We start from the raw sequence: 24,667 nt of genomic DNA, 5'->3' as shown, positions 1-24,667 counted from the left end.
CCACATCTGGCAGAAGAGCAGCCGACTAACAGTCGGCTCTACCTGGTCGGCGCTGGGGACCCGGCCTGCGGCCGGTGCCCGGTCCTGCCTTGTTGCAGGCAGGACCTTCGTCCCATGCCACGGGCGGTGGGGGGTGCCATGATCGGGGTCTGCCTTCCCGGGAACCTGTGCTCGTGAAAACCCGTCTTGCCGTTGCCCTGCTGATCGCCCTGTCCGCCCCCGCCGTGGCCCTGGCCGCGCCGCCCGCCGCCGCGCCGGCCAGCGTCGCCACCGAATCGCCTGCCGATGCCGCCTTCCGCGCACTGTATGAGAAGGAATGGAAATGGCGCCAGCAAGGCGGCGGCGAGGCCAGCGAGGACGAAGACGCCCCGGCCAACGCCACCCGCATGCCCGACGTCGGCCCGGCCGCGCAGCAGGCGCGCCTGAAGGTCTGGGATGAAACCCTGGCCGCATTGAAGAAGATCGATCCGAAGACGCTCTCGCCCGACAACCAGGTCAACTACGCGATCTACCACGACCAGGTGTTCAACCTGGCCGAGGAAGTGCGCCTGCGCGGCTATGAGATGCCGTTCAACGCCGACTCCTCGTTCTGGTCCAACCTGTCCTTCATGGCGCGGCGCGAGATGAAGACCGTGCAGGACTACCAGAACTACATCGCACGCTTGAATGACGTACCGCGCTACTTCGGTCAGCAGACCGAGAACATGCGCGCCGGCCTGAAGCGTGGTTTCAGCGTGCCGCGTGCGGTGCTCGATGGCCGCGAGGTGTCCATCGCCACCGTCGCCGAGCTGAAGGACCCGACCGAATCGCCGCTGTATGCGCCGTTCAAGAAGCTGCCCAATACTGTTCCGGCCGCCGAACAGGCCAGGCTGCAGGCGCAGGCGCGCGCGGCGATCAGCGGCAAGGTGGTGCCGGCGTTCCAGCAGCTGCGCACCTTCTTCGTCAGCGAGTACGTGCCGCAGGCGCGCACCACCCTGGCCGCCGAAGCGATGCCCGATGGCAAGGCGTACTACAAGCAGCAGATCCACGAATACACCACGCTGGACCTGTCGCCTGACGAGATCCACCGCATCGGCCTGGAGGAAGTCGCACGCATCCAGGGCGAGATGAACGACATCATCAAGCAGGTGAAGTTCAAGGGCAGCTTCGCCGAGTTCCTGACCTTCCTGCGTACCGATCCACAGTTCTATGCCAAGACGCCGGAAGAGCTGCTGTCGCGTGCTGCGTGGATCTCCAAGCGCGCCGATGGCCAGCTCGGCAAGTACATGACGCTGCCGCGCGCGCGCTTCACCATCGTGCCGGTACCGCCGGATATCGCGCCGTTCTGGACTGCCGGCCGTGGTGGCATGGGCACCTACTGGCTCAATACCTACAACCTGCCATCGCGCCCGCTGTACAACCTGCCGGCGCTGACCCTGCATGAATCCGATCCGGGCCACGCGCTGCAGGGCGCCATCGCCGCCGAGCAGAAGAACCTGCCCGAGTTCCGCCGCAACGCCTACATCTCCGCCTATGGCGAAGGCTGGGCGCTGTACTGCGAGAAGCTGGGCGTGGAGATGGGCATCTACGAAACCCCGTACGAGGATTTCGGCCGCCTGACCTACGAAATGTGGCGTGCGGCGCGCCTGGTGATCGACACCGGCGTGCACAGCAAGGGCTGGACCCGCGAGCAGGCGCTGGCCTACCTGCGCGACCACACCGCGCTGAGCGAGCATGAAGTGACCACCGAAGTGGATCGCTACATCTCCTGGCCGGGCCAGGCGCTGAGCTACAAGCTGGGCGAGATCGCCATCGTGCGCCTGCGTGCGCAGGCCGAGAAGGAGCTTGGCGACAAGTTCGACATCAAGGGTTTCCACGACACCCTGCTGAAGCAGGGCTCGGTGCCGCTGCCGGTGCTGGAACAACAGATCCAGGCCTACATCGCCGAACGCAAGAAGGCCTGACCGTCGTGTGATCGGGTCAGAGCCCCGCCCTTCGGGCGGGGATCCGACCCGGTCACGGGGTCGGATCCCTTTCCCACGGAAAGGGCTCCGACCCCCTCTCAGCTCACCCCACCGCCCGTGGCTTGGCCACGCGCGCGGCAAACGTCGGCAGCACCAGCAGGGTCAGCACGGTAGCCGTGATCAGGCCACCGATCACCACCGTCGCCAGCGGCTTCTGCACTTCCGCTCCGGAACCACTGGCAATCGCCATCGGAATGAAGCCGACGATCGCCACCAGCGCCGTGGTCAGCACCGCGCGGATGCGGCTGGAGGCACCGTTGATCGCCGCCTGCAGCGGCAGGTCGCCGGCATCCAGGCGTTCGCGGATCGCCTGCATCAGCACCAGGCCGTTCAAGGTGGCCACGCCGGAGACGGCGATGAAGCCGACCGCTGCCGACACCGAGAACGGCATGCCACGCAGCAGCAGCGCGAGGATGCCGCCGACCAGCGCCAACGGCACGCAGCTGAACACCAGAATGGCTTCCTTGCCGCTGCGCAGGGCCATGAACAACAGGCTGCCGATCAGCAGGAACACCACTGGCACCACCGTCGCCAGCCGCTTCTCCGCGCGCTGCAGATTCTCGAACTGGCCACCCCAGGTCAGGTAGGCACCCGGCGGCAGCGCCACATCGGCCACTGCGGCCTGTGCCTCGCCCACAAAACCACCCAGGTCACGGCCACGCACATTGGCCTGCACCACCACGCGGCGGCTGCCGTTGTTGCGGCTGATCTGGTTCGGTCCTTCGCTGACCGTGATGCGGGCCACCGACGACAGTGGAATCACCAGTCCCGACGGCGTGGCGATCGGCAGTGACGCCAGCTGGTCCGGATCGTTGCGCGAGGCATCGTCCAGGCGCACCACCACGTTGAAGCGGCGATCCCCTTCGAAGATCTTGCCGGCCGTGGTACCGCCGATGCCGGTGGACAGTGCGTCACTCACATCCGCGGCGGTCAGCCCGTACTGCGCCGCCGCCACGTGGTCGATCGCCACGTTCAGTGTGGGCAGGCCGGAGATCTGTTCCACCCGCACGTCGGCCGCGCCATCCACCGCACGCAGCTTCAGTGCCACCTGGTCGGCCACCTTCTGCAGCTGGCTGAAGTCATCGCCGAAGATCATCACCGCCAGATCGGTACGCACGCCGGAAATCAGCTCGTTGAAGCGCAGCTCGATCGGCTGGCTGAACTCGAAACTGTTGCCCAGCTGTTGCCCGGCCAGCGCTTCGAAACGCGCTACCAGTTCGTCCTTGGCCAGCTTCGGATCGGGCCAGTCCTTGCGCGGCTTCAGCACGATCACGCTGTCGGAGATGTTGGTCGGCATCGGGTCGATCGCCGCCTCGGCGGTACCGGTACGCGAGAACACGGTCTCCACTTCCGGCTGCTTGGCGATCGCCTTCTCCAGTGCCAGCTGCATCGCCAGCGACTGCTCCAGTGAGGTCGACGGCACGCGCAGGGCCTGCATCGCCACGTTGCCTTCGTCCAGCGTCGGCATGAACTCACGGCCCAGCAGCGAGAACGAGCCGATGCCCACCACCACCATCATCACCGCACCGGCCACCACCGTGCGCGGATGCGCCACGGCCTTGCGGATCACCGGTTCGATGCGCGCACGCAGCACGCGGATCAGCCTGGTTTCGTGCTCGCCCTCGTTCGCATGGGCATCGCCGTCCTTCAGCTTCGGCTCGCGCACCAGCAGTGCGGCCATCGCCGGAACGAAAGTGAAAGAGAAGAGGAAGGCACCGACCAGGGCCAGCATGAAGGTCGCCGCCATCGGGTGGAACGTCTTGCCCTCCACGCCTTCCAGGGTGAGGATCGGCGCGAACACCAGCAGGATGATCAGCTGGCCGAACGCCGCCGGTCGCGCCATTTTCATTGCCGAATCGGCGGCCACGCGCAGCCGTTCCATCGCGGTCAACGCACGGCCCAGTTCGGCGCGGCGCTGGCCGAGCATCAGCAGCGTCGATTCGACCACGATCACCGCACCGTCCACCAGGATGCCGAAGTCCAGCGCACCCAGGCTCATCAGGTTGCCGCTGATGCCGAAGCGGTTCATGCCGATCACTGCGAACAGGAACGACAGCGGAATCACCAGCGCGGTGATCGTCGCCGCACGCAGGTTGCCCAGCAGCAGGAACAGCACCACCACCACCAGCAGTGCGCCTTCGGTGAGGTTCTTGGCCACGGTCTTGATGGTGGAATTGACCAGCACGCTGCGGTCCAGCACCGGCGCCGCCACGATGTCGGCCGGCAGCGACTTGTTCACCTGTTCCAGGCGTGCGGCCGCGGCCTGCGCCACGGTGCGGCTGTTGCCACCGGCAATCATCAGCGCGGTGCCCAGCACGGCCTCGTGGTCGTTGCGGCTGGCTGCACCCAGGCGCGGCGCGCGGCTCAGTTCCACGGTGGCTACATCGGCCACGCGCACCACCACGCCATTGCGGGTAGCCACCGGCGCCTGTGCAAGATCCTCGGTGGTCAGCGCCAGGCCATCGGCACGCACCACCAGACCTTCGCCGGCACGCTGCACGAAACCGGCGCCGGCCTGCACGTTGGAACGCTGCAGGGCAGTGACCAGATCGGCCAGGCCGAGGCCATGCGCGGCCAGCCGCGCGCTGTCCGGATGCACGCCGTATTCCTTGACGTAGCCGCCGACCGTATCGACACCGGCCAGCCCGGGGCTGGAGCGCATCTGCGGCGCGATGATCCAGTCCTGCACGGTGCGCAGGTAGGTCGCGCGCTCTTCCGGCGTGCGCAGCAGGTTGCCTTCCGGTGTGCGGTAGACCTCACCGGCCTGCCAGCCGGCTTCACCGGGCTTGGCCAGCTTGGCCGGATCGAACGTAGTGAAGTCCACCGTCCACATCAGCACTTCGCCGAGGCCGGTGGTGACCGGCGACAGCATCGGCGATGCGCCATCGGGCAGGTCATCGGCCGCTTCGCGCATGCGTTCGGCCACCTGCTGGCGTGCGAAGTAGATGTCGGTGGCATCGGTGAAGATCGCGGTGACCTGCGAGAAGCCATTGCGCGACAGCGAACGCGTGGTGGAGAGGCCGGGAATGCCGGCCAGCGCGGTTTCCAGCGGGTAGGTCACCTGCCGCTCGATCTGCTCCGGGGTCAGTGCAGGTGCCACCGTATTGATCTGCACCTGGCGGTTGGTGATGTCCGGCACCGCGTCGATCGGCAGCTTGCCCAGCTGGAACAGGCCCACCGCAGCGATCAGCGCCGCCAGGAACACCACCAGCCAGCGGTGGCGCACCGCTGTTTCAATGATCAGCTTGAACATGGTCGCCTCCTCAGTGGCCGTGCTCGGCTTCGCCCTTGGCCAGTTCGGCCTTGAGCAGGAAGGCGTTGGCACCGACGATGCGCTCGTTGCCGCTCAGCCCACCGAGGATCTCGATGCGGTCGCCGGCGCGACGCCCGGCCAGCACCGGCTGCGCCTTGAAGCCACCATCGACGGCGACGAACACCGCGCTGCCGCCATCGACGTTCTGCACTGCGTCGGCCGGCACGCTGAGCGAACCGTCCTGGCCCTCGGTGACCACCACCGCCGATACCGGCGAACCGGCCGGCGGCAGCGACGCATCCACCGGCGTGGCACGGATCACCGCGACGCCGCCCTGCTGGCGGACATCGGCGGCCGAACCGGTGACGGTGGCGGTGAAGCTGCCACCCGGCACGCTCACTTCCAGCTTCATGCCGGGCGTGACCTGTGCGGCCAGCGCGGGCGGCGCGGTGAACACCAGTTCGTTCATCGCCGGGTCGGCGACATCGGCCACCGCGCTGCCGGCAGCGACCACGCCGCCCGGAGTGACCTGCACGTTGCCGACGATGCCGGCCACCGGACTGGTGATGCGCACGCGGCCACTGGCATCGGGCGCGCCGTTGGCGGCGGCCTGGGCCTGCGCGGCCGCGGCCTGGGCCTGTGCCGCCAGCGAACGAGCGCGCGAGGCCTCCATCTCCTGGCGCGCGACCACGCCCTGGTCGACCAGCGCCTTGTCGCGGCCATAGGCCAGGCGCGCGGCTTCGGCTTCGGCAGATGCGGCCAGCGCATTGGCACGGAACACCGCCGCCTCGCCGCTGACCACGATGGCCAGTGCCTGGTTCTGTTTCACCGCGGTGCCCGGTGCAACGAGCACGCGTTCAACGCGGCCAGTCACAGTGGAGGCCACCGATGCACGCGCACCGACCGAGGGCTCGACCCGGCCTGCGAGGCGGGTTGAACCGCCGCCGCCACGACCGACGGCGACCACTTCGATACCGGACGCCTTGATCTGCTCCGGGGTCAGCTGCACCACGCCTTCATCGGCGTCTGCCGGCGCCTTCGCGGTTTCTGCCTTGGCGTCCTTGCTGTCGGCGGCGTGGCCATGGCCATCGTCGGTGCCGGCCTTGGCCGCAGCGGGGTCTTCATTGGCAGGCGTCTGCGCGTTGCCAGCGCAGCCAGCCAGGAACACGGTCAGCAGGAGGCCGCCGATCAGGGGGAAGGAACGGGAGAGAGTCATGGGGCCTCCACAAAGGGTGCGCGCCCTTCCAGGCGGGCAAGATCGATTTCCGCGGCGACGCGCGACAGGCGCGCATCCACGGCGGTGCCGCGGGCGGCGATGAGGGCGCTGCGCGTGCTGCGCAGCTCCAGCTGCGAGATGCGTCCGGCGTCGAAGCCGACGCGCGCGAGGCGATAGGCCTCTTCGGCGGCGACCACGCTTTCATCGGCGGCGCGGGTACGGCTGCCGGCGGCCTTCAGACCGGCCACGGCGGACAGGCGCTCGGCCTCGCTGTCGCGACGCTGCTGGTCCAGGCGCGCTTCGGCCGCGCGCTGGTCGGCGTTGGCGGCGCGGATGCCGCCACGGTTACGGTCGAACAACGGGATGCTGAGGCTGAGCCCGAGGTTGTAGGCACGCTCGCCGCCTTCGCGGAAGCGGGTCTGCGCGGCGGTGACGCTGAGGTCGGGCAGGGCGCGCTTGCGCTCCACGTCCACCAGCTTGCCCGCCGCATCGGCTTCGGCTTCGGCGATGCGCACTGCCAGTGCGGTATCGGTGGCCCCGCGCGGCAGCGGTGGCACGCGATCGAGCAGGCTGTTGTCGATCGACTGCACCGGCGCATCCAGCAGCGCGGTGCCGGCCAGGCGGGCCAGTGCGGCATCGCGGAAGGCCTGTGCCTCATCCAGCGCGGCGCTGGCGTTGGCCACTTCGCTCTGCGCCTGCACTGCGCGCAGCTGCGGTTCGCGGCCTTGCTTGACCATCGCATTGACGGCAGCCGCATCGTCGCGGGTCAGGGTCAACGCTTCGCCGGCGAGGGCGTAACGACGCAATGCACTTTCCGCCTGTGCGTAGACCGCCGCCAGTTGGCTGGCGACATCACTGCGGCTCTGCGAACCACGCAGGGCAGCGGCTTGTGCCTCGGCCCGGGCGGCACGAACGCGCGCGCCACGCTGGCCCCAGACCTCCAGCGGCTGGGACAGGGTGAGCACGGTATCGGCCTTGCCCATGCCACGGTAGGTGCCGGAGCCCCAGGCATTCTCGGCCGACCAGGAAAGGGAGGGATTGGGCAGCGCACGGGCCTGGTCGGCGCGCGCATCGGCGGCCTCGGCCAGTGCCGTACCCACACGGGTGCCGGGCAGCTGGTCCAGGCGTTCAAGCAGGGTGTCGTAGGAGGGGGCGGCTTGCGCCATCACCGATGCCGCCGGGGCCAGGCCCAGCAGCACAGCGACGACCAGCCCGGCCGCACGCGGCGACCGAGGTGTCAGGATCGACATAGGGGGATTCCGGTTGTGAGTGAAACGGGAGCCCGCAATCGCGGGACGCGCTCAACTCACGCCCGGGGTGGACGCGTCAATTCATCCTGGGCAACCGCATAGGCCGCCGCATCGCCCGCACTCATCCAGCGCGCCGGCAGTGGCGCCCCGAACGCGGCCAGCGTGTGTGCCGGCAGGCTCAGGTTGGAATGGTGGCAGTGGTTGTGGCCACAGGCACCGACATGCTTGCCGTCGCTGTCGCCATCGGAATCCGGTGCGGACTCCACATGCACCGTGCTGGCGTGCGGTTCCACCGTGCACGCCAGCGCGTCGGCCACCGGCACGACCACGAATGCCGCCATCAGCAGCATCAGCAGGGTCGAACGGAGGTGGCGGGTGATCCAGCGCATGAAGGGGAGGCTAGCAAGCGGTTTTCGCCGGATACAATATCAATGGCCGCTTCGGGAATTCGTCGGAATCTCCCGTTCAGGTGGGGCGGCCCTTTCGGCCCACCGGGCTGCGCTTCTGTAGAGCCGAGCCCATGCTCGGCTGCTGTTGCGCGCTCAGCCGAGCATGGGCTCGGCTCTACAGCGAAGGTCACGGCAGCTTCGCGATCACCTTGATCTCGAACTGGAACCCGTACAGCCAGGTCACACCGATGCCGGTCAGGGTCGGGTGCGGCGCCTGGCCCCAGTACTCGGGCACGATCGCCCAGGCCTTCTCGAAGTTCTTCTCCGGATCGACCAGGAACACGGTCACGTCGATCACGTCATCGAACGTGCAGCCTGCGGCAGCCAACACCGCATTGAGATTCTCGAAGGCGCGGCGCACCTGGGTTTCGAAGTCCGGCTCGGGCGAACCGTCCTCGCGGCTGCCGACCTGGCCGGAAACGAACAGGAAGCCATCGGACCGGATCGCCGGCGAGTAGCGGTTGTGCGCGTACAGGGCCTGCCGCCCGGCGGGGAAAACGACATCACGCTGTGACATGGGGAAGATCCCGTGGGAGAGAACGCCATCCTCCGCGCCAGCGCTGTCTGGATAAACCGCGATGATCGGCCTAGATTGATTGTCAATTCCAAACAATCATGGCAGTTCGATGGACCGCTTCGAGGCGATGCGGGCGTTTGCCCGGGTGGTGGAAACCGGCAGCTTCACCCGTGCGGCGCACACGCTGCAGATCAGCCGCACCACGGTCACCCAGCTGGTGCAGCAGCTGGAGGCACACCTGCGGCTGCGCCTGCTCAACCGCACCACGCGCCGGGTCAGCGTCACCGCCGACGGCGCGGCCTACTACCCGCGCATCGCCCGCCTGCTGGCCGAGCTGGAAGAGGTGGAGGGCGGGCTGGGCGACGCGGCCGCCCAGCCGCGCGGGCGCCTGCGCGTGGATGTGCCCGGACCCTACGCGCGACTACGGCTGGTGCCGGCGCTGCCGGAGTTCCAGGCGCGCTACCCGGAGATCCAGCTGGACGTCGGCGTGAGCGACCGCGAAGTTGATGTCATCGCCGACAACGTCGACTGTGTGATCCGGGGTGGCACCCCGACCGACCCGGCACTGGTGGCGCGACCGCTGGCGGCGCTGCCGATTGGTTTCCACGCCAGCCCCGGGTATGTGCAGCGTTTCGGCCTGCCGACCGATCCGCGCGCGCTGCAAGGGCCCGATCACCACATGGTCGGCTTTCTCAGCCCGCGCAGTGGCCGGGCGCGGGTGTTCAGCGCGCAGCGCGGCGATGAACGCGTTGAGGTGCAGGGCCGCTATACGGTCGGCTTCGATGACGGAAACGCCTATCTGGCCGCTGCGTTGGCCGGACTCGGCGTGGTGGCGCTGCCCAGCTACATGGCCGAACCGCACGTGGCGCGCGGCGAGTTGCTGCCGCTACTGGAGGACTGGCAACTGCCGTCGATGCCGATGCACGTGATGTTCCCGCCGAACCGGCACATGAGCCAGCGGTTGCGGGTGTTCATTGATTGGGTGGTGGAAGCGCTGGGGTGAGTGCATCGGTCGCGTGCGAAAATCACCACCGCACGTAACAGGAAACATCGCCACGCATGAGCCGCATCGTTGCACTGGATACCGAAACCACCGGCATCTCCCACCGCCTGGGGCACCGGGTGATCGAAATCGGTGCCGTCGAACTGATCGACGGCCAGCTCACCGGGCGCCAGTTCCACACCTACCTGCAACCGCAGCGCAGGGTCGACTGGGGCGCACAGCGCGTGCATGGCATCAGCGATGCGATGCTGGTGGGCAAGCCGCTGTTCGCCAGCAAGGCCGCCGAACTGCTGGAATTCCTGCGCGGCAGCGAGATGGTCGCGCACAACGCCACGTTCGATGTGGGTTTCCTCGACAACGAGCTGCGCCTGGCCGGCATTCCCGCCACGCTGGCCCAGCACTGCCGCATCACCTGCAGCCTGAAGCTGGCGCGCGGGCGCTGGCCGGGGCAGGGCAACAAGCTGGACGATGTACTGCAGCGACTGCGTATTCCCGGCAATCGGGGCCTGCACGGTGCATTGAAGGATGCCCATCTGCTGGCCCAGGTCATCCCGCACCTGCGCTGAGCCGGCCCGGTCGTTGTTGTAGAGCTGAGCCCATGCTCGGCTGCTGTGTCCCGGAATGCCAGAGCCGAGCGTGGGCTCGGCTCTACAAGGGCTCCCGCCGCCGTGTTCAGCCGCAGCCTGTGGGTAACTTGCGCAAGTGCTTGAGCCCGTGCATAATGCGCGGCTCGCTGTGTCCGGTTTTCTACCGGGCGGCGCCCCCGGGAGCACGTCCCCGGCCGCCCAACGCCAGCGTAACCCTTTGATTCTCTTGACGTGTGGTGGGCAACCATCGAGGCCGCCGTCTCCCGGGCTACGGGCTGACAACTACTACTATCGAGGTGCGCAATGTCCCGCGTATGCCAGGTTTCCGGCAAGCGAGTGCAGACGGGTAACAACGTCTCGCACGCCAACAACAAGACCCGTCGTCGTTTCCTGCCGAATCTGCACGAGCGCCGTTTCTGGGTGGCCAGCGAGAACCGCTGGGTCAAGCTTCGTGTTTCCGCGCATGCACTGCGCACCATCGACAAGAACGGCATTGATTCCGTTCTGGCTGAGCTGCGTGCGCGCGGCGAAAAGGTCTGAGGAGTAAAGCATCATGGCAGGCAAGCGCGATAAGGTCCGTATGATTTCCTCGGCCGGTACCGGCCACTTCTACACGACCGACAAGAACAAGAAGAACACCCCGGGGAAGATGGAATTCCTGAAGTACGATCCGGTCGTGCGCAAGCACGTCCTGTACAAGGAAGGCAAGATCAAGTAATCCGCAAGGATTGCTGGTCCCCGCGAAGAAACCCGCCCATGTGGCGGGTTTTTTCATGCCCGATGTTCCCGTGGTGGGTGCCTGTGGGTTCCGACCGTGGGTCGGCGCGCTGTCCCCGCGCCTGGTAGGTGTCGACCTTGGTCGACACGCTGGTTCAAGGCCGTCCAGCGCGGCTCGACTCTACACACCCTGCTGGGCAGAATGGCCCATCACCTCCCGACGGGCGACGCGATGCTGTTCGAGTGGTTGCTGGGTTCGTATCTGCTGCTGATCGACTGGCTGATCCGGCTGGTCGCGCTGTGCTGGATTCCCACCCGCACCACGCCGGGGGCGGCGCGCAGCTGGCTGCTGCTGGTCGGCTTCGTGCCGCTGCTGGGCCTGCCGCTGTACCTGCTGTTCGGCCACCCGTGGCTGTCGCGCGAGCGCATCCGCCGCCAGGCCGAAGCCTCGCAGGTGATCCGCGAGGAACAGGCGCTGCAGCACCGCCTGCGCTGGACCCCGCAGCCGGACACCGCCAGCGCCGAGATCGTGCCGCTGGTGCAGCGCCAGGGCGATTTCATGCCGGTGCACGGCAATGCGGTCGATCTGCTGACCGACTACGACGAATCGCTGCACACGCTCATCGCCGACATCGACCAGGCCGAAGACCGCGTGCACCTGCTGTACTACCTGATGTTCGACGATGCGGTGGGCGAGGCGATCGTCGAGGCATTGCAGCGCGCTGCCGCGCGTGGCGTGCAGTGCCGCGTGCTGCTCGATGCGGTGGGCGCCAAGCGCGGTCTGCGCGCCTACCGCAAGCGCCTGGAAGCGCGCGACATCGAAGTGCGCGCAATGCTGCCCGGTGGCCTGCGCTGGCGCCGCAGCGGGCGCATGGACCTGCGCAACCACCGCAAGATCGCGGTGATCGACAACGAAGTGGCCTATGTCGGTTCGCAGAACCTGGCCGGCCCGCAGTTCGTGCCCGGCCACCCGAACCGCGAGCTGGTGGCGCGCGTGCGTGGCCCGGCGGTGGCGCATCTGGAAGCGGTGTTCGCCAGCGACTGGTACATGGAAACCGGCCAGCGCCTGGACGTGATTGCCGATGTGCCCGAGTGCAGCGACGACATCGCCACCCAGCTGCTGCCCAGTGGCCCGGCCTACCCGTACAGCAACGCGCGCGATGCGGTGGCGGCGCTGATCCACCTGGCACGGCGACGGCTGGTGATGGTCACGCCGTACTTCGTGCCCGACGAGGCCACGCTGAGCGCGCTGCGCATTGCCGCGTTGTCCGGCGTGGAGGTGCAGCTGATCCTGTCGGCCAGCAACAACCAGCGGCTGACCTCGTGGGCACAGGAGGCCTACTACGACGAGCTGCTGCGCTGTGGCGTACGCATCGCGTTGTACGAGCCGCAGTTCCTGCATGCCAAGCACATGAGCGTGGACGAGGACATCGCCGTACTCGGTTCGATCAACATGGATATCCGCTCGTTTGCGCTGAATGCCGAAATCGGCCTGATCTGCTACGACCGCGCGCTGGTGCAGCAGCTGTATGCGATCGAGGATGGCTATCTGCGTGAATCGCGGCAGCTGGATCTGCAGCAATGGCGCAAACGGCCTGCCTGGTGGCGCAGCCGCGAGGGCATCGCACGCTTGGCCGATGCGTTGATGTAAGGCAATGCCGGCCGCCCGTTTCGGCAATCCGGCCTGTCATCGCCGATGGCCTACAATCGGCGCATGACTGATTCACCGCGTAATGGCGAACTGGACCTGGCGATCATCGGTGGTGGTGCGGCCGGGGTGCTGGTGGCGATCCAGGTACTGCGCCAGGCCCACGCGCCGCTGGTGCTGGCCCTCTTCGAACCCGCCTCGCAGCTGGCCCAGGGCATCGCCTATGCCACGCCATGGCCGGAGCACCTGCTGAACGTACCGGCGGCAAAGATGAGTGCGTTTGCCGACCAGCCCGGCGATTTCCTCGACTATCTGGTGGCTGCCAACGCCTACCCGGGAGAGGCGCGCGAGGTGCTGGGCGAGCGTTACGTGTGTCGCCATTACTTTGCTGCCTACCTGCAGCAGCGCCTGCAGGAGGCCGTGGCCGCCAGCCCCGCACAGCTGCAGGTGATCGCGCAGCCGGTGCTGGGCCTGCAGCCGGATGACCACGGCTACCGGCTGACACTCGGCGATGGCCACATGTTGCATGCCGCACAGGCGGTGCTCGCTACCGGCAACAGCATGCGCCCGCTGCCGGTGGCCGGCGCCGATGCGCTGCCCGCCGATGACGTGATCGAGGCTTGGGACTACGACGGCGTGCGGACCCTGGCCGGCAACCATGCCGTGGCCATCGTCGGCTCCGGCCTGAGCATGGCCGACACCGTGCTGGCGTTGGTTGCCGCCGGCCACACCGGCCCGCTGCACGTGATCTCGCGCCATGGCCTGCTGCCGCTGCCGCATGCGCATGGCGGCCTGCCCACGTTCGACCCGGCCACGTTGCTGCCGATGCGCCTGCGCCAGCGCCTGCGCGCATTGCGCGGGTTCGCTCGCCAGGCGCAGGCCGACGGGCTGCCGTGGCAGGGCGTGATGGACCGCATCCGTCCGCACGGACAGGCGCTGTGGTGCAGCCTCGACGCGGCCGACCAGCGCCGCTTCCTGCGCCATGTTGTGCGCTACTGGGACGTGCATCGCCACCGCATCGCCGAAGAGGTCGACGCACAGCTGCAGGCGCTGATCGAAAGCGGCCAACTGCGCATTCACCGGTCCCGCCTGCAACGCGTCGGCCGCGAAGGCGATGCCCTGCGGCTGTCTGGCCGCGATGCCAACGGCAATGAACAGCACTGGACGATCGGCGGCGTGATCAACGCCACCGGCGTGGAGACCCGCGCCAGCGCGTTGCGCAATCCCTTGCTGCAGCAGCTGCAGGCAGATGGACTGGCCCGTCCCGGTCCGCATGGGCTGGGTCTGGACAGCACGGTGCCGGGCGACCGCCTGTGCGCCGCCGGTGGCCAGCCGCAGGCGCGGCTGGGCGTGCTCGGCAGCCTGCGCATCGGCAGCCTGTGGGAAAGCCTGGCGGTGCCTGAACTGCGTCAGCAGGCGCAGACGCTTGCCACCGAAGTGGTCGCAGGAGCCGCGACGGCGATGCCGTAAAATGGGGGCATGGATGTCTCCCACCTGCTTGATGGCCTGAACCCGGCCCAGCGCGAAGCCGTCTCCGCTCCCCCCGGCCACCACCTGGTGCTGGCCGGTGCCGGTTCCGGCAAGACCCGCGTACTCACCCACCGCATCGCCTGGCTGCATGAAGTCGACGGCGTGCCGACCCACGGCATCTTCGCGGTGACCTTCACCAACAAGGCGGCCGGCGAGATGCGCCACCGCATCGACGCCCAGCTGCCCAATGGCAGCCGCGGCATGTGGATCGGTACCTTCCACGGCCTGGCCAACCGCCTGCTGCGCCTGCACTGGCAGGACGCCAGGCTGCCCGAAGGCTTCCAGGTGATGGATTCGGACGACCAGCTGCGGTTGGTCAAGCGCGTGGTGCAGGCGCTTGAACTGGACGACGGCAAGTACCCGGCCAAGCAGATCGCGTGGTGGATCAACGCGCAGAAGGACGAAGGCCGCCGCCCGCAGCACATCCAGCCCGAGCCGCACGATGCGTGGCTGGAAACCATGCGCCAGGCCTATATCGAGTACCAGGCGCGATGCGACCGCGCCGGCCTGGTCGACTTCGCCGAGCTGCTGCTGCGCGCGCATGAACTGCTGCGCGACAACCCGGCGCTGCTGTCGCATTACCGCGCCCGCTTCCGCGAAATCCTGGTGGACGAATTCCAGGATACCAATGCCATCCAGTACGCCTTCGTGCGCGTGCTGGCCGGCGATTCCGGCCACGTGTTCGTGGTCGGCGACGATGACCAGGCCATCTACGGCTGGCGCGGCGCCAAGGTCGAGAACGTGCAGGGCTTCCTGCGCGACTTCCCGGGTGCGCAGACCATCCGCCTGGAGCAGAACTACCGCTCCACCGCCAACATCCTGGGCGCCGCCAACGCGGTGATCGCGCACAACCCCGACCGCATCGGCAAGCAGCTGTGGACCGACAGCGGCGACGGCGAACCGATCGACCTGTACGCGGCGTACAACGAAATGGACGAGGCGCGCTACATCGTCGAGCGCGCCCGCCAGTGGGTGCGCGACGGTGGCAGCTACACCGAAGTGGCCGTGCTCTACCGCAGCAACGCGCAGTCGCGCGCGCTGGAAGAAGCGCTGCTGAGCGAACAGGTGCCGTACCGCGTGTACGGTGGCATGCGCTTCTTCGAACGCGCCGAGATCAAGGACGCGCTGGCTTACCTGCGCCTGCTGTCCAACCGCAACGATGACGCGGCGTTCGAGCGCGCGGTCAACACGCCCACCCGTGGTATCGGCGACCGCACGCTGGATGAAGTACGCCGCGAGGCGCGCGCGCAGGGCATCTCGCTGTGGGAAGCGACCATGCTGGTCACCCAGGGCAGCGCACTGGCCGCGCGCGCGCGCAATGCGCTGGCCGGCTTCCTGGTGCTGGTCAATGAGCTGCAGGCGCAGACCCTGCACATGACCCTGGCCGAGCGCGTGGACCACGTGCTGGCCCGCTCGCAGCTGCGCGAGCACTGGAGCAAGGAAAGCCGCAACGCGCTGGACTCGGAATCGCGCACCGACAACCTCGACGAACTGGTCTCGGTGGCCTCGCGCTTCGTGCGCCGTGCCGATGACATCGAGGAAGTGGGCGAGGACATGGACGAGCTGGTCGCGTTCCTGGCCTATGCCGCGCTGGAGGCCGGCGAAGGCCAGGCGCAGGCCGGCGAGGAAGGTGTGCAGCTGATGACGCTGCATTCGGCCAAGGGCCTGGAGTTCCCGCTGGTGTTCCTGGCCGGCCTGGAAGAAGGCCTGTTTCCCAGCGCACGTTCGCTGGAGGAAAGCGGGCGGCTGGAAGAAGAGCGCCGCCTGGCCTACGTGGGGATCACCCGCGCACGCCAGAAGCTGGTGCTGAGCTATGCCGAATCGCGCCGCATCCACGGCCAGGACAACTACAGCCTGCCGTCGCGCTTCCTGCGCGAGATCCCGCGCGAGCTGCTGCACGAAGTGCGCCCGAAGGTGCAGGTCTCGCGGCCGGCCTCGATGGGCGCCAGCCGGGTGATGGGCCATGCCTCGATCGAGGCGCCGCCAGTCAAGCTCGGCGCGCTGGTCACCCATCCCAAGTTCGGCGAAGGCATGGTGACCGACTACGAAGGCAGCGGCGCGCACGCCCGCGTGCAGGTCGAGTTTGCCGACGCCGGCAGCAAGTGGCTGGTGATGGCCTACGCCAACCTGACGGTGATCTGATCACCGTCGAGGGGCGGGAACTCCTGTAGAGCCGAGCCATGCTCGGCTGCTGTTGGCGGGGAAAACCAGCCGAGCATGGCTCGACTCTACAAAGGCGAGTATGCATGACCCGCAACGTGCTCTTCCTCTGCAGCCAGAACCGCCTGCGCAGCCCCACCGCCGAGCAGGTCTTCGCCGATTGGCCGGGCATCGAGACCGCCTCGCCCGGGCTGCTGGCCGACGCCGAAGAGGCGCTCAGCCCCGAGCTGCTGCAGTGGGCCGACCTGGTGTTCGTGATGGAGCGCGCCCACCGCAGCCGGCTGTCCAGCCGCTACAAGGCATGGCTGAACGGCAAGCGGTTGATCTGCCTGGATATCCCCGACGACTACGAGTACATGGACCCGGTGCTGGTGGAACTGCTGAAGCGCAAGGTCACGCCGTTCCTGCGCTGACGGGCTGTTGTAGAGCCGAGCCCATGCTCGGCTGCTTCTGGCGGAAAAAGCAGCCGAGCATGGGCTCAGCTCTACAATAGGCGGCGACATCTTCCAGGAACGCCCCATGACCGAACCCACGCTGCACGTCACTGTGAAGTTGAACGCCCGGCTGCAGCCGGAGCATCGCCACGAGCTGTTCGAGGATCCGCTCGACGCGCTGCTGCAGGCGGCCCAGGTGGGCGAGCTCACCGGCGGCGGCACCGCGATGTCGGACCTGGGTGAGGTCGAGTACGGCGATATTGAAGTTGCCCTGGTGGACGCGGCCGGCGTGCCGAAGCTGATCGATCTGCTGGAACAGCTGGGCGCGCCGAAGGGTTCGCAGCTGCAGGGGGCTGGCGAGGCTGATCGCAGCTTCGGCGTGACCGAGGGCCTCGGCATCTACCTGGATGGCCTGAATCTGCCGGACGAAGTCTACGAACAGTGCGATTCCAACCACGTATTCGAACAACTGTCGGAGAACATCGACGGCCTGGGCGAGATCTGCAGCTGGTGGCAGGGCCCGACCGAAACCGCGCTGTACATGTATGGCGAATCGTTCGAGGCGATGCGTGATGCGATTGCCGAATTCGTGGCCAGCTACCCGCTGTGCCAGAACGCACGCGTGGTGCAGATCGCCTGAGCATGGGCCTGATGTAGAGCCGAGCCCATGCTCGGCTCCTCCATCCGCAGCCGAGCATGGGCTCGGCTCTACAGAAGCAACTTACTTGCCTGCTGCTTGGCGGGCGTTGTCACGCAGCGCCATGTCCTTGCCCAGATGATAGCCGCCGTAGAACAGCACGAAGGCGGCGATGAGGCTCCAAAGGATGATCCTGAGGGGGCTTCGTGATGTCGGCTTGCTGTCCTGCATGCATGTTTTCCTGGCGCGGCCCGATACCGCCTGGCCAGCATGCTTGGGGGTAAGCGGGCGCGCAAGCCGGCGATGCGCACGGGCCGCTGCTCTGCGCCGGATTGATCCTGCTCAAGGCGCAGCCTGCACATCCGGTGTGCAATGGTGTTGTTCCCATCTGGCAGATCGCTACGGAGCCCCACCATGTACAAGCGCATCCTGATTGCCACCGACGGGTCCGAGCTGGCCGACAAAGGCCTGGCCAAGGGCCTGGAGCTGGCCAAGGACCTCAATGCCGAGGTCGATATCGTGACCGTTTCCGAGCCGTGGGCCGTCGGCATGTACGACGCCATGGGCTGGAGCGTGGGCTACATGAACAGCCCGGAGTACAAGGCCGACCGCGAGGAAGGCGCGCAGAAGGTCCTTCAGCCCGCGCTGGCCAAGGCGGCCGAGCAGGGCATTACCGCCAACCCGATACACGTGCTGGACCGCTATGCGGCCGATGGCATCATCGAGACGGCGGGCGAGCGCAACAGCGATCTGATCGTGATGACCTCGCATGGCCGTCGCGGCGTGACCCGCGTGCTGCTGGGCAGCCAGACCGCGGAAGTGCTGGCGCGCAGCACGCTGCCGGTGCTGGTCATCCGCTGATCCACACCCACTGATTCAAGCGTTCCCGGGGAGGGGACCCGACGCCGGCCGCAGGATGCGCGCCGGCGTTGTTTTTTGTGGTGGCCGTGCCGTTTGCCATGATGGGGTCAGAGCCCTTTCCTGCGGAAAGGGATCCGGCCCCGGTCACCTCACCAGCTGTACAGCTTCCAGTACACCGGCGAGACGCCGTCCTTGTCGTTGTCGAAACGGCCGTCGCCGTTCTTGTCGTACATGTAGAACGGAGCACCGCGCGACGGGGTCACCTTGACCATGCGCAGCTGGCCGGACACGCGGTATTCCTCGATGACATCGCCGTTGTCCATGGTGCGCTTGGAGACATCGGCGCCCTTGACGTCCACCGGGGGAGCACCTGCGCCACCCATGCTGGCGCAGCCAGCGAGCAGGAGCAGGGAAGCCAGCATCAGGGTCTTCATCGGCGGGGGCCTTTGCCTGGATAGAGCCTTGATTATGCCCCATCGCCGCGCGTGTGCCGTGTCGTCGCGGTGCAGGCACGGGCGCGTAGAATCGACCCATGAGCAGATTAGTCCTGATCGACGGGTCCAGTTACCTGTACCGCGCGTTCCACGCGCTGCCGCCCCTGTCCAATGCACAGGGCGAACCCACCGGCGCCCTGTTCGGCGTGGTCAACATGCTGCGCTCGACGCTGAAGGAGCGCCCGGCCTACGTAGCGTTCGTGGTCGATGCGCCCGGCAAGACCTTCCGTGACGACCTGTACGACCAGTACAAGGCCAACCGCCCACCGATGCCCGATGAGCTGCGCAGCCAGGTCGAGCCGATGTGCCGCATCGTCGAGGCGCTGGGCATCAGCATCGTGCGCATTCCCGGCGTGGAAGCCGACGATGTGATCGGTACGCTGGCCCTGCAGGGCCTGGCGCAGGACCTGAAGGTGACCATTTCCACCGGCGACAAGGACTTTGCCCAGCTGGTGCGCCCGGGCATCGAGCTGGTCAACACCATGACCGGCAGCCGCATGGATTCGGCCGCGGCGGTGATGGAGAAGTTCGGCGTGCGCGCCGACCAGATCATCGACCTGCTGGCGCTGATGGGCGACGCGGTCGACAACGTGCCGGGCGTGGAGAAGTGCGGGCCGAAGACCGCCGCCAAGTGGCTGGCCGAGTACCAGCACCTGGACGGCGTGATGGCGGCCGCGCCGACCATGAAGGGCAAGATCGGCGAGAACCTGCGCGCTGCACTGGAACGGCTGCCGCTGAACCGCGAGCTGGTGACCATCCGCACCGACGTGGCGCTGGACGCCAGCCCGACCACGCTGGCCCTGCGCGAGCAGGACGTACCGGAGCTGACCGAGCTGTATACGCGTTACGGCTTCACCCAGGCGCTGAAGGAACTGGGTGCACCGCTGCCGGCACCGGCAGTGGCCAGCGAAGCCACCCCGAGCCTGCGCGGCACCGCCGCCGGCTTCGCCCGTGGCAGCGCCGAGGTGCCAGCCGCTGGCGCGCTGGATCCTGCGCTGTCCGAGCCGGGTGAATACGAGACGGTGTCGACCCCCGAGCAGCTGCAGGCCTGGGTGGAGCGCCTGCAGCAGGCCGAGCTGATCAGCTTCGATACCGAAACCGATGCGCTGGACGCGATGCGCGCGCGCCTGGTCGGCGTCAGCCTGGCGGTCGAGCCGGGCAAGGCCGCCTACATTCCGGTCGGCCACGATTACCCGGGGGCGCCGGCCCAGCTGCCGCTCCAGCAGGTGCTCGATGCCCTGCGCCCGGTGCTGCAGGACCCGGCGAAGAAGAAGCTGGGCCAGCACGGCAAGTACGACCTCCACGTGCTGCGCCGCCATGGCGTGGACGTACAGGGCTACCATGACGACACGATGCTGGAGAGCTTCGTGCTCAATTCCACCGCCACCCGCCACGACATGGATTCGCTGGCCCTGCGCTACCTGGGCTACAGCACCATCAAGTTCGAGGACGTGGCCGGCAAGGGCGCCAAGCAGATTCCGTTCTCGCAGGTGGGCATCGACGAAGCCAGCCGCTACGCCGCCGAGGACGCCGACATCACCCTGCGCCTGCACCACGCGCTGCAGCCGCAGCTGCTGGCCGAGCCAGCGCTGGACAGCGTGTACCGCGACATCGAGATGCCGCTGGTGCCGGTGCTGACCACGATCGAAGCCAACGGCGTGCGCATCGACACCGACGAACTGCGCCGGCAGAGCCAGGACCTGTCCTCGCGCATGCTGGCCGCGCAGCAGAAGGCCACCGAACTGGCTGGGCGCAGCTTCAACCTGGATTCGCCCAAGCAGCTGCAGGCGGTGCTGTTCGATGAGTTGAAGCTGCCGGCGGTGGTGAAGACCCCGAAGGGCCAGCCCAGCACCAATGAAGAGGCACTGGAGGCGATTGCTGACCAGCACGAGCTGCCGCGGGTAATCCTCGACTACCGCGGCCTGGCCAAGCTGCGCAGCACCTACACCGACAAGCTGCCGGAGATGGTCAACCCCGACACTGGCCGCGTGCACACCAGCTACCACCAGTCCGGTGCCGCCACCGGCCGCCTGTCCTCGTCGGACCCCAACCTGCAGAACATCCCGATCCGCACCGAAGATGGCCGCCGCATCCGCCGCGCGTTCATCGCCCCGGAGGGCTTCCAGCTGCTGGCCGCCGACTATTCGCAGATCGAGCTGCGGATCATGGCCCACCTGTCCGAGGACCCGGGCCTGGTGCGTGCCTTCGAGCAGGGCGCCGACGTCCACCGTGCCACCGCCGCCGAGGTGTTCGGGCGTGCGCTGGAAGAGGTGACCCCGAACGAGCGCCGCGCTGCCAAGGCGATCAACTTCGGCCTGATGTACGGCATGAGCGCCTTCGGCCTGGCCCGCAACCTGGGCATCGACCGGGGCCAGGCGCAGGACTACGTGGCGCTGTACTTCAGCCGCTACCCGGGCGTGCGCGACTTCATGGAGCGGATGCGCCAGCAGGCCCGCGACCAGGGCTATGTAGAGACCCTGTTCGGCCGCCGACTGTACCTGAACGACATTCATGCACGTAACCAGGGCCTGCGCGCCGGTGCCGAGCGTGCTGCGATCAACGCGCCGATGCAGGGCACCGCCGCCGATATCATCAAGCGCGCGATGGTGGACGTGGACCAGTGGTTGCGTGACAGCGGTGCACCGGCGCGGATGATCCTGCAGGTACACGATGAACTGGTGTTCGAAACCGAAAGCAGTTTCGTCGAGGAGTTGCGTTTGCAGGTGGTCGAGCGCATGTCGCAAGCGGCCAAACTGCGGGTGCCGCTGGTGGTCGATACCGGCATCGGCAACAACTGGGACGAAGCGCACTGAGGGTGTTTCAGGCTGAAAACGACGTGAATTCGTTCATTCGTCAGAGGTTTCTGACTCGATCATGAATGTTGCCCTGATCGAGGTTCATTAAATTGGGCCCCTTCACGAACCGTTAGTGTTCGGAGTGCTTCTATAACTCTCGACAGGCGCAACGCCTGTTGTGGATCTCTCCCATCCCCTGGAGCAGATCTCGGAACGGGGACTCCTCCCCAAGTGCCCGTTCCCCGGCCCCGTTGACCTCCCCCTGGTCAGCGGGGCTTTTTATTTGTGCCGCCGGAACACTTCGCATGGGGTCAGATCCCTTTGCCCACCGGGCAAAGGGATCTGACCCCAGGTGCTAGGCTGGGCCACTGTCCAGCAGGGGAACCCGCAATGCCCGATCTGTTCGCACTGGCGATGCCGTGGTGGGAATTCATCCTGCGCGCGGTGGTGGTGTATGTCGTGGTGCTGGGCATGGTCCGGCTCAGCGGCAAGCGCCCGCTGGGGCAGATCACCCCGTTCGACGTGCTGCTGGTGGTGCTGCTGGGCAATGCGGTGCAGAACGCGCTGCTGGGCACCGACACCTCGCTGGGCGGCGGCCTGCTGCTGGCGGCGACGCTGATCCTGCTCAACTACGGAGTGGGCTGGGTGAGCACCCGCAGCCGCCGTATCGAGCGCCTGGTCGAGGGCGAACCGGTGGTGATCGCGCGCGATGGGCGCCTGTTCGACGCCGTTCTGCGCCGTGAGCAGGTCACCCGTGCGGATTTCGAGGCCGCCATGCGCCAGCAGGGCTGCCTGGGCGTGGAGGATGTGGAGCTGGCCCTGCTGGAGATCAACGGGCACATCACCATCATCCCCCGGAAGAGCACCTGACGACATAGAGCCGAGCCCCTGCTCGGCTGCGCTGGTTCATCAGTCGAGCGTGGACTCGGCGCTACATCACGCTGCTCAGGGAGTGCAGCGGACGTTGCCCGCAGTCGCCTTGCGCTCGTAGTAGGCGAAGCGGTTGCCGTTGTCGACGCCCACCAGACTGCCGTTCTGCAGCAGCTGCAGAACGAAGTCACTGCCGACATCGCGATGCAGGACGATCTGGCCGTCGCGCAGGCTCGCGCGCAGGCGCACGTCCTCGCCACCGGCTTCCACGATGCCGCCATCGAGGAAGCGCAGCTGCGACAGCACGCTGCGTTCGGCGACAAAGCTGCCGCAGGGCAGGGCGGTGGCGGCGATCGGTTCGAGTGCCGCTGCGGTTGCACCGGCAACAACAGCGAGGTCCTTGGCCGGTCCGCAGGACGGCGCATCCGCGCGCTGTGCGCAGGCCAGCTGCAATGCCTCGCGGGCCTGCTGCAGGCGCCCGCCGCTCCACAGCGACTCGGCCGCCGCTTCACAGAAGGTCTCGCCGTGCTGTTCGCGGCAGAGTGCCGCCAGCTCATCCAGCTGCACCGGCGGCAAGGGCGCATCGACCGAATGCCGCAGGCCCAGCATTGCCTCCCCTGCCATCTGCGAGGCGACCTTCCTGGCTGCCGCCATGCAGCCTTCGGCGTCGAAGGAAGGTGATTCCTCCTTGCAGATCTCAGGCATCGGCGGGTCCGTCACTTTCGGTGCCGCTGCGTTGGCGTGTTCCTGGTAGGTCTCCAGCAACCGCATGCAGGCTGCGCCCACGCCCTCGGCACACCAGGCGTGCAGTTTCACGGGTGCGGCCTCCGGCAGCGCCTCCAGGCACTCGGAGGTGTTCATCACGCAACCGTCTTCGACGGGCTCTGGCATCGCCTTGCAGGCGGCGGCGCGCTCACGGGTGAACTCGCGATAGGGCGTGCTGATCGTGCGGTCGTTGTCCGAGAAGTACCAGTTCTCCAGCTGGCCGGTGGACAGGTTGCCGGTACCGAGCACGTCCTCCTGGCGGGCGATGCGCAGGTTCTCGGTGGCCTGGTAGGGGCCGGACAGGGAGCCGTGGCCTTCACTCTCGAGGGTCAGCGTGGTGTTGCCGCTGCTGTCCTTGTAGGTGCCACAGGCCATCGACTGCGCGGCAGCCGGCAGGCTGGCCGAGACCAGGGCCAGCAACAGCAGGGAACGCCAGCCCGCAGCGCGGGGGCGAAGGAAAACAGCAGCAGACATTGGTTCGTCCTTGAAGGAGGTGGAACAGGGCCTGTCCGGTGCAGGGCGCACCACAGGCAACGGAGGCGCCACGGTCATCCGTGGCACCGGAACTTCAGAGCCAGTCGCGCGGCACCAGGTAGTCGGCCAGGCGCGCCTCGGCGCTGCCCGCTTCCGGGGTGAAGCCGTATTCCCAGCGCACCCGCGGCGGCAGGCTCATCAGGATGCTCTCGCTGCGGCCACCGCTCTGCAGGCCGAACAGCGTGCCGCGGTCGTACACCAGGTTGAACTCCACATAGCGGCCGCGGCGGTACAGCTGGAACTCGCGCTCGCGCTCGCCATGGGCGGTGTCCTTGCGCTGCTGCACGATCGGCAGGTAGGCATCGAGGAAGCCATCACCGACCGCCCGCAGGTAATCGAAATCGCGTTCGAAGTCGCCGTGCAGGTCGTCGAAGAACAGCCCGCCGACGCCACGTGTTTCATTGCGGTGGCGCAGGAAGAAGTACTCATCACACCAGCGCTTGTGCGCGGCATAGCGTTCGTCGCCGAACGGCGCGCACAGATCGCGTGCGACCCGGTGCCAGTGCTGCACGTCCTCGTCGAACGGATAGAACGGGGTCAGGTCGAAGCCGCCGCCGAACCAGCTGGCCACCACTTCACCGTCGCGCTGCGCCTGGAAGAAGCGCACGTTGGCATGGGTGGTCGGCACGTAGGGGTTGAGCGGGTGGAACACCAGCGACACGCCGGTGGCGCGCCAGGAGGCGCCGGCCAGTTCCGGACGGTTGGCCGAGGCCGACGGCGGCAGGCGGCTGCCGGCCACGTCGGAAAAGCCGATGCCGGCCTGCTCGAACACCGCACCATCGCGCAGCACGCGGGTGCGCCCGCCACCGCCCTCGGCACGCTGCCACAGGTCTTCCTGGAAGCGGGCCTGCCCATCGGCAGCCTCAATCTCCGCACAGATGCGGTCCTGCAGGTCGGTGAGGTAGGCGCGCACGCGCTCGAATTCGTTCATGGCGCGTACTTTA

General features: G+C 67.5%; 22 protein-coding genes. 13 read left to right on the top strand and 9 right to left on the bottom strand.

From position 1 onward, the window contains the following. Positions 1-173 precede the first annotated feature (173 nt). Entirely contained in the window at positions 174-1,943 is a 1,770-nt protein-coding gene (locus V3B41_RS05815; RefSeq protein WP_049426736.1) for a DUF885 family protein, read from the top strand. 103 nt (positions 1,944-2,046) lie between these two features. Here the strand turns inward: V3B41_RS05815 and V3B41_RS05810 are convergent, their stop codons facing one another. The 5 genes from V3B41_RS05810 to V3B41_RS05790 all read right to left on the bottom strand — a co-directional run bounded on the left by V3B41_RS05810 (position 2,047) and on the right by V3B41_RS05790 (position 8,688). After that, positions 2,047-5,256: a CusA/CzcA family heavy metal efflux RND transporter gene (locus tag V3B41_RS05810; RefSeq protein ID WP_329860401.1), complete on the bottom strand. Its 3,210-nt coding sequence runs from the start codon at positions 5,254-5,256 to the stop codon at positions 2,047-2,049. A gap of 10 nt (positions 5,257-5,266) precedes the next feature. Further along, on the bottom strand, positions 5,267-6,472 hold the full coding sequence (locus V3B41_RS05805; protein WP_197619331.1) for an efflux RND transporter periplasmic adaptor subunit: 1,206 nt from the start codon (positions 6,470-6,472) through the stop codon (positions 5,267-5,269). Then, the gene (locus tag V3B41_RS05800; protein WP_197619333.1) at positions 6,469-7,722 is read right to left on the bottom strand and encodes a TolC family protein; all 1,254 of its coding nucleotides are present in this window, start codon (positions 7,720-7,722) and stop codon (positions 6,469-6,471) included. Before V3B41_RS05800 ends, V3B41_RS05805 begins: the two co-directional genes overlap by 4 nt. A gap of 56 nt (positions 7,723-7,778) precedes the next feature. After that, positions 7,779-8,111: a hypothetical protein gene (locus tag V3B41_RS05795; RefSeq protein WP_049427242.1), complete on the bottom strand. Its 333-nt coding sequence runs from the start codon at positions 8,109-8,111 to the stop codon at positions 7,779-7,781. Between the two features lie 187 nt (positions 8,112-8,298). Next, positions 8,299-8,688, bottom strand: coding sequence for a RidA family protein (locus V3B41_RS05790; protein ID WP_197632586.1), 390 nt, complete (start codon positions 8,686-8,688; stop codon positions 8,299-8,301). A gap of 109 nt (positions 8,689-8,797) precedes the next feature. Here V3B41_RS05790 and V3B41_RS05785 point away from each other — a divergent pair, with 109 nt between their 5' ends. From V3B41_RS05785 to V3B41_RS05745, 9 genes are all read left to right on the top strand, one after another. Then, entirely contained in the window at positions 8,798-9,691 is an 894-nt protein-coding gene (locus V3B41_RS05785) for a LysR family transcriptional regulator (protein ID WP_197632587.1), read from the top strand. A gap of 56 nt (positions 9,692-9,747) precedes the next feature. Further along, positions 9,748-10,257 (top strand): DNA polymerase III subunit epsilon, encoded by a 510-nt coding sequence (gene dnaQ / locus V3B41_RS05780; protein ID WP_197619337.1) that lies wholly within the window; start codon positions 9,748-9,750, stop codon positions 10,255-10,257. Between the two features lie 324 nt (positions 10,258-10,581). After that, the gene (gene rpmB, locus V3B41_RS05775; protein WP_005411638.1) at positions 10,582-10,818 is read left to right on the top strand and encodes a 50S ribosomal protein L28; all 237 of its coding nucleotides are present in this window, start codon (positions 10,582-10,584) and stop codon (positions 10,816-10,818) included. Positions 10,819-10,828: 10 nt separating this feature from the next. Further along, a complete protein-coding gene (gene rpmG, locus V3B41_RS05770) occupies positions 10,829-10,996 on the top strand; it encodes a 50S ribosomal protein L33 (protein WP_169411268.1) in 168 nt (55 codons plus the stop codon). 231 nt (positions 10,997-11,227) lie between these two features. Then, positions 11,228-12,646 (top strand): cardiolipin synthase, encoded by a 1,419-nt coding sequence (gene cls, locus V3B41_RS05765; protein WP_197632611.1) that lies wholly within the window; start codon positions 11,228-11,230, stop codon positions 12,644-12,646. Between the two features lie 45 nt (positions 12,647-12,691). Continuing rightward, entirely contained in the window at positions 12,692-14,113 is a 1,422-nt protein-coding gene (locus V3B41_RS05760; protein WP_329860396.1) for an FAD/NAD(P)-binding protein, read from the top strand. 9 nt (positions 14,114-14,122) lie between these two features. Beyond that, a complete protein-coding gene (gene uvrD, locus V3B41_RS05755; RefSeq protein ID WP_197632590.1) occupies positions 14,123-16,315 on the top strand; it encodes a DNA helicase II in 2,193 nt (730 codons plus the stop codon). Between the two features lie 104 nt (positions 16,316-16,419). Beyond that, positions 16,420-16,746, top strand: coding sequence for a low molecular weight protein tyrosine phosphatase family protein (locus V3B41_RS05750; RefSeq protein WP_329860393.1), 327 nt, complete (start codon positions 16,420-16,422; stop codon positions 16,744-16,746). A gap of 106 nt (positions 16,747-16,852) precedes the next feature. Continuing rightward, entirely contained in the window at positions 16,853-17,407 is a 555-nt protein-coding gene (locus V3B41_RS05745) for a hypothetical protein (RefSeq protein ID WP_043399601.1), read from the top strand. Positions 17,408-17,488: 81 nt separating this feature from the next. Here V3B41_RS05745 and V3B41_RS05740 read toward each other — a convergent pair whose 3' ends face one another. Then, positions 17,489-17,635 (bottom strand): hypothetical protein, encoded by a 147-nt coding sequence (locus V3B41_RS05740; RefSeq protein WP_180849133.1) that lies wholly within the window; start codon positions 17,633-17,635, stop codon positions 17,489-17,491. 183 nt (positions 17,636-17,818) lie between these two features. Here V3B41_RS05740 and V3B41_RS05735 point away from each other — a divergent pair, with 183 nt between their 5' ends. Beyond that, entirely contained in the window at positions 17,819-18,265 is a 447-nt protein-coding gene (locus V3B41_RS05735; RefSeq protein WP_049427255.1) for a universal stress protein, read from the top strand. Between the two features lie 149 nt (positions 18,266-18,414). On the opposite strand, the gene V3B41_RS05730 is transcribed toward V3B41_RS05735, so the two are convergent. Next, a complete protein-coding gene (locus V3B41_RS05730) occupies positions 18,415-18,699 on the bottom strand; it encodes a DUF2782 domain-containing protein (protein WP_005411628.1) in 285 nt (94 codons plus the stop codon). A 98-nt stretch (positions 18,700-18,797) separates the two neighbouring features. Here V3B41_RS05730 and polA point away from each other — a divergent pair, with 98 nt between their 5' ends. Both polA and V3B41_RS05720 read left to right on the top strand, forming a co-directional pair. Next, positions 18,798-21,572 carry a DNA polymerase I gene (polA, locus tag V3B41_RS05725; protein ID WP_329860390.1) on the top strand — a complete coding sequence of 925 codons (2,775 nt, stop codon included), beginning with the start codon at positions 18,798-18,800 and terminating at the stop codon, positions 21,570-21,572. Positions 21,573-21,944: 372 nt separating this feature from the next. Next, positions 21,945-22,424, top strand: a complete 480-nt coding sequence (locus V3B41_RS05720) for a YetF domain-containing protein (RefSeq protein WP_032129193.1) — start codon at positions 21,945-21,947, stop codon at positions 22,422-22,424. A 75-nt stretch (positions 22,425-22,499) separates the two neighbouring features. Here V3B41_RS05720 and V3B41_RS05715 read toward each other — a convergent pair whose 3' ends face one another. Beyond that, positions 22,500-23,663, bottom strand: coding sequence for a hypothetical protein (locus V3B41_RS05715; RefSeq protein ID WP_329860388.1), 1,164 nt, complete (start codon positions 23,661-23,663; stop codon positions 22,500-22,502). A 94-nt stretch (positions 23,664-23,757) separates the two neighbouring features. After that, positions 23,758-24,654 (bottom strand): oxygen-dependent coproporphyrinogen oxidase, encoded by an 897-nt coding sequence (gene hemF, locus V3B41_RS05710; protein ID WP_329860386.1) that lies wholly within the window; start codon positions 24,652-24,654, stop codon positions 23,758-23,760. Positions 24,655-24,667: the final 13 nt, after the last annotated feature.

Origin of the sequence: Stenotrophomonas sp. SMYL89 (assembly GCF_036319985.1) — a bacterium.
Taxonomy (GTDB): domain Bacteria; phylum Pseudomonadota; class Gammaproteobacteria; order Xanthomonadales; family Xanthomonadaceae; genus Stenotrophomonas; species Stenotrophomonas maltophilia_Q.
This window is presented reverse-complemented; position numbering and strand designations above follow the sequence as displayed.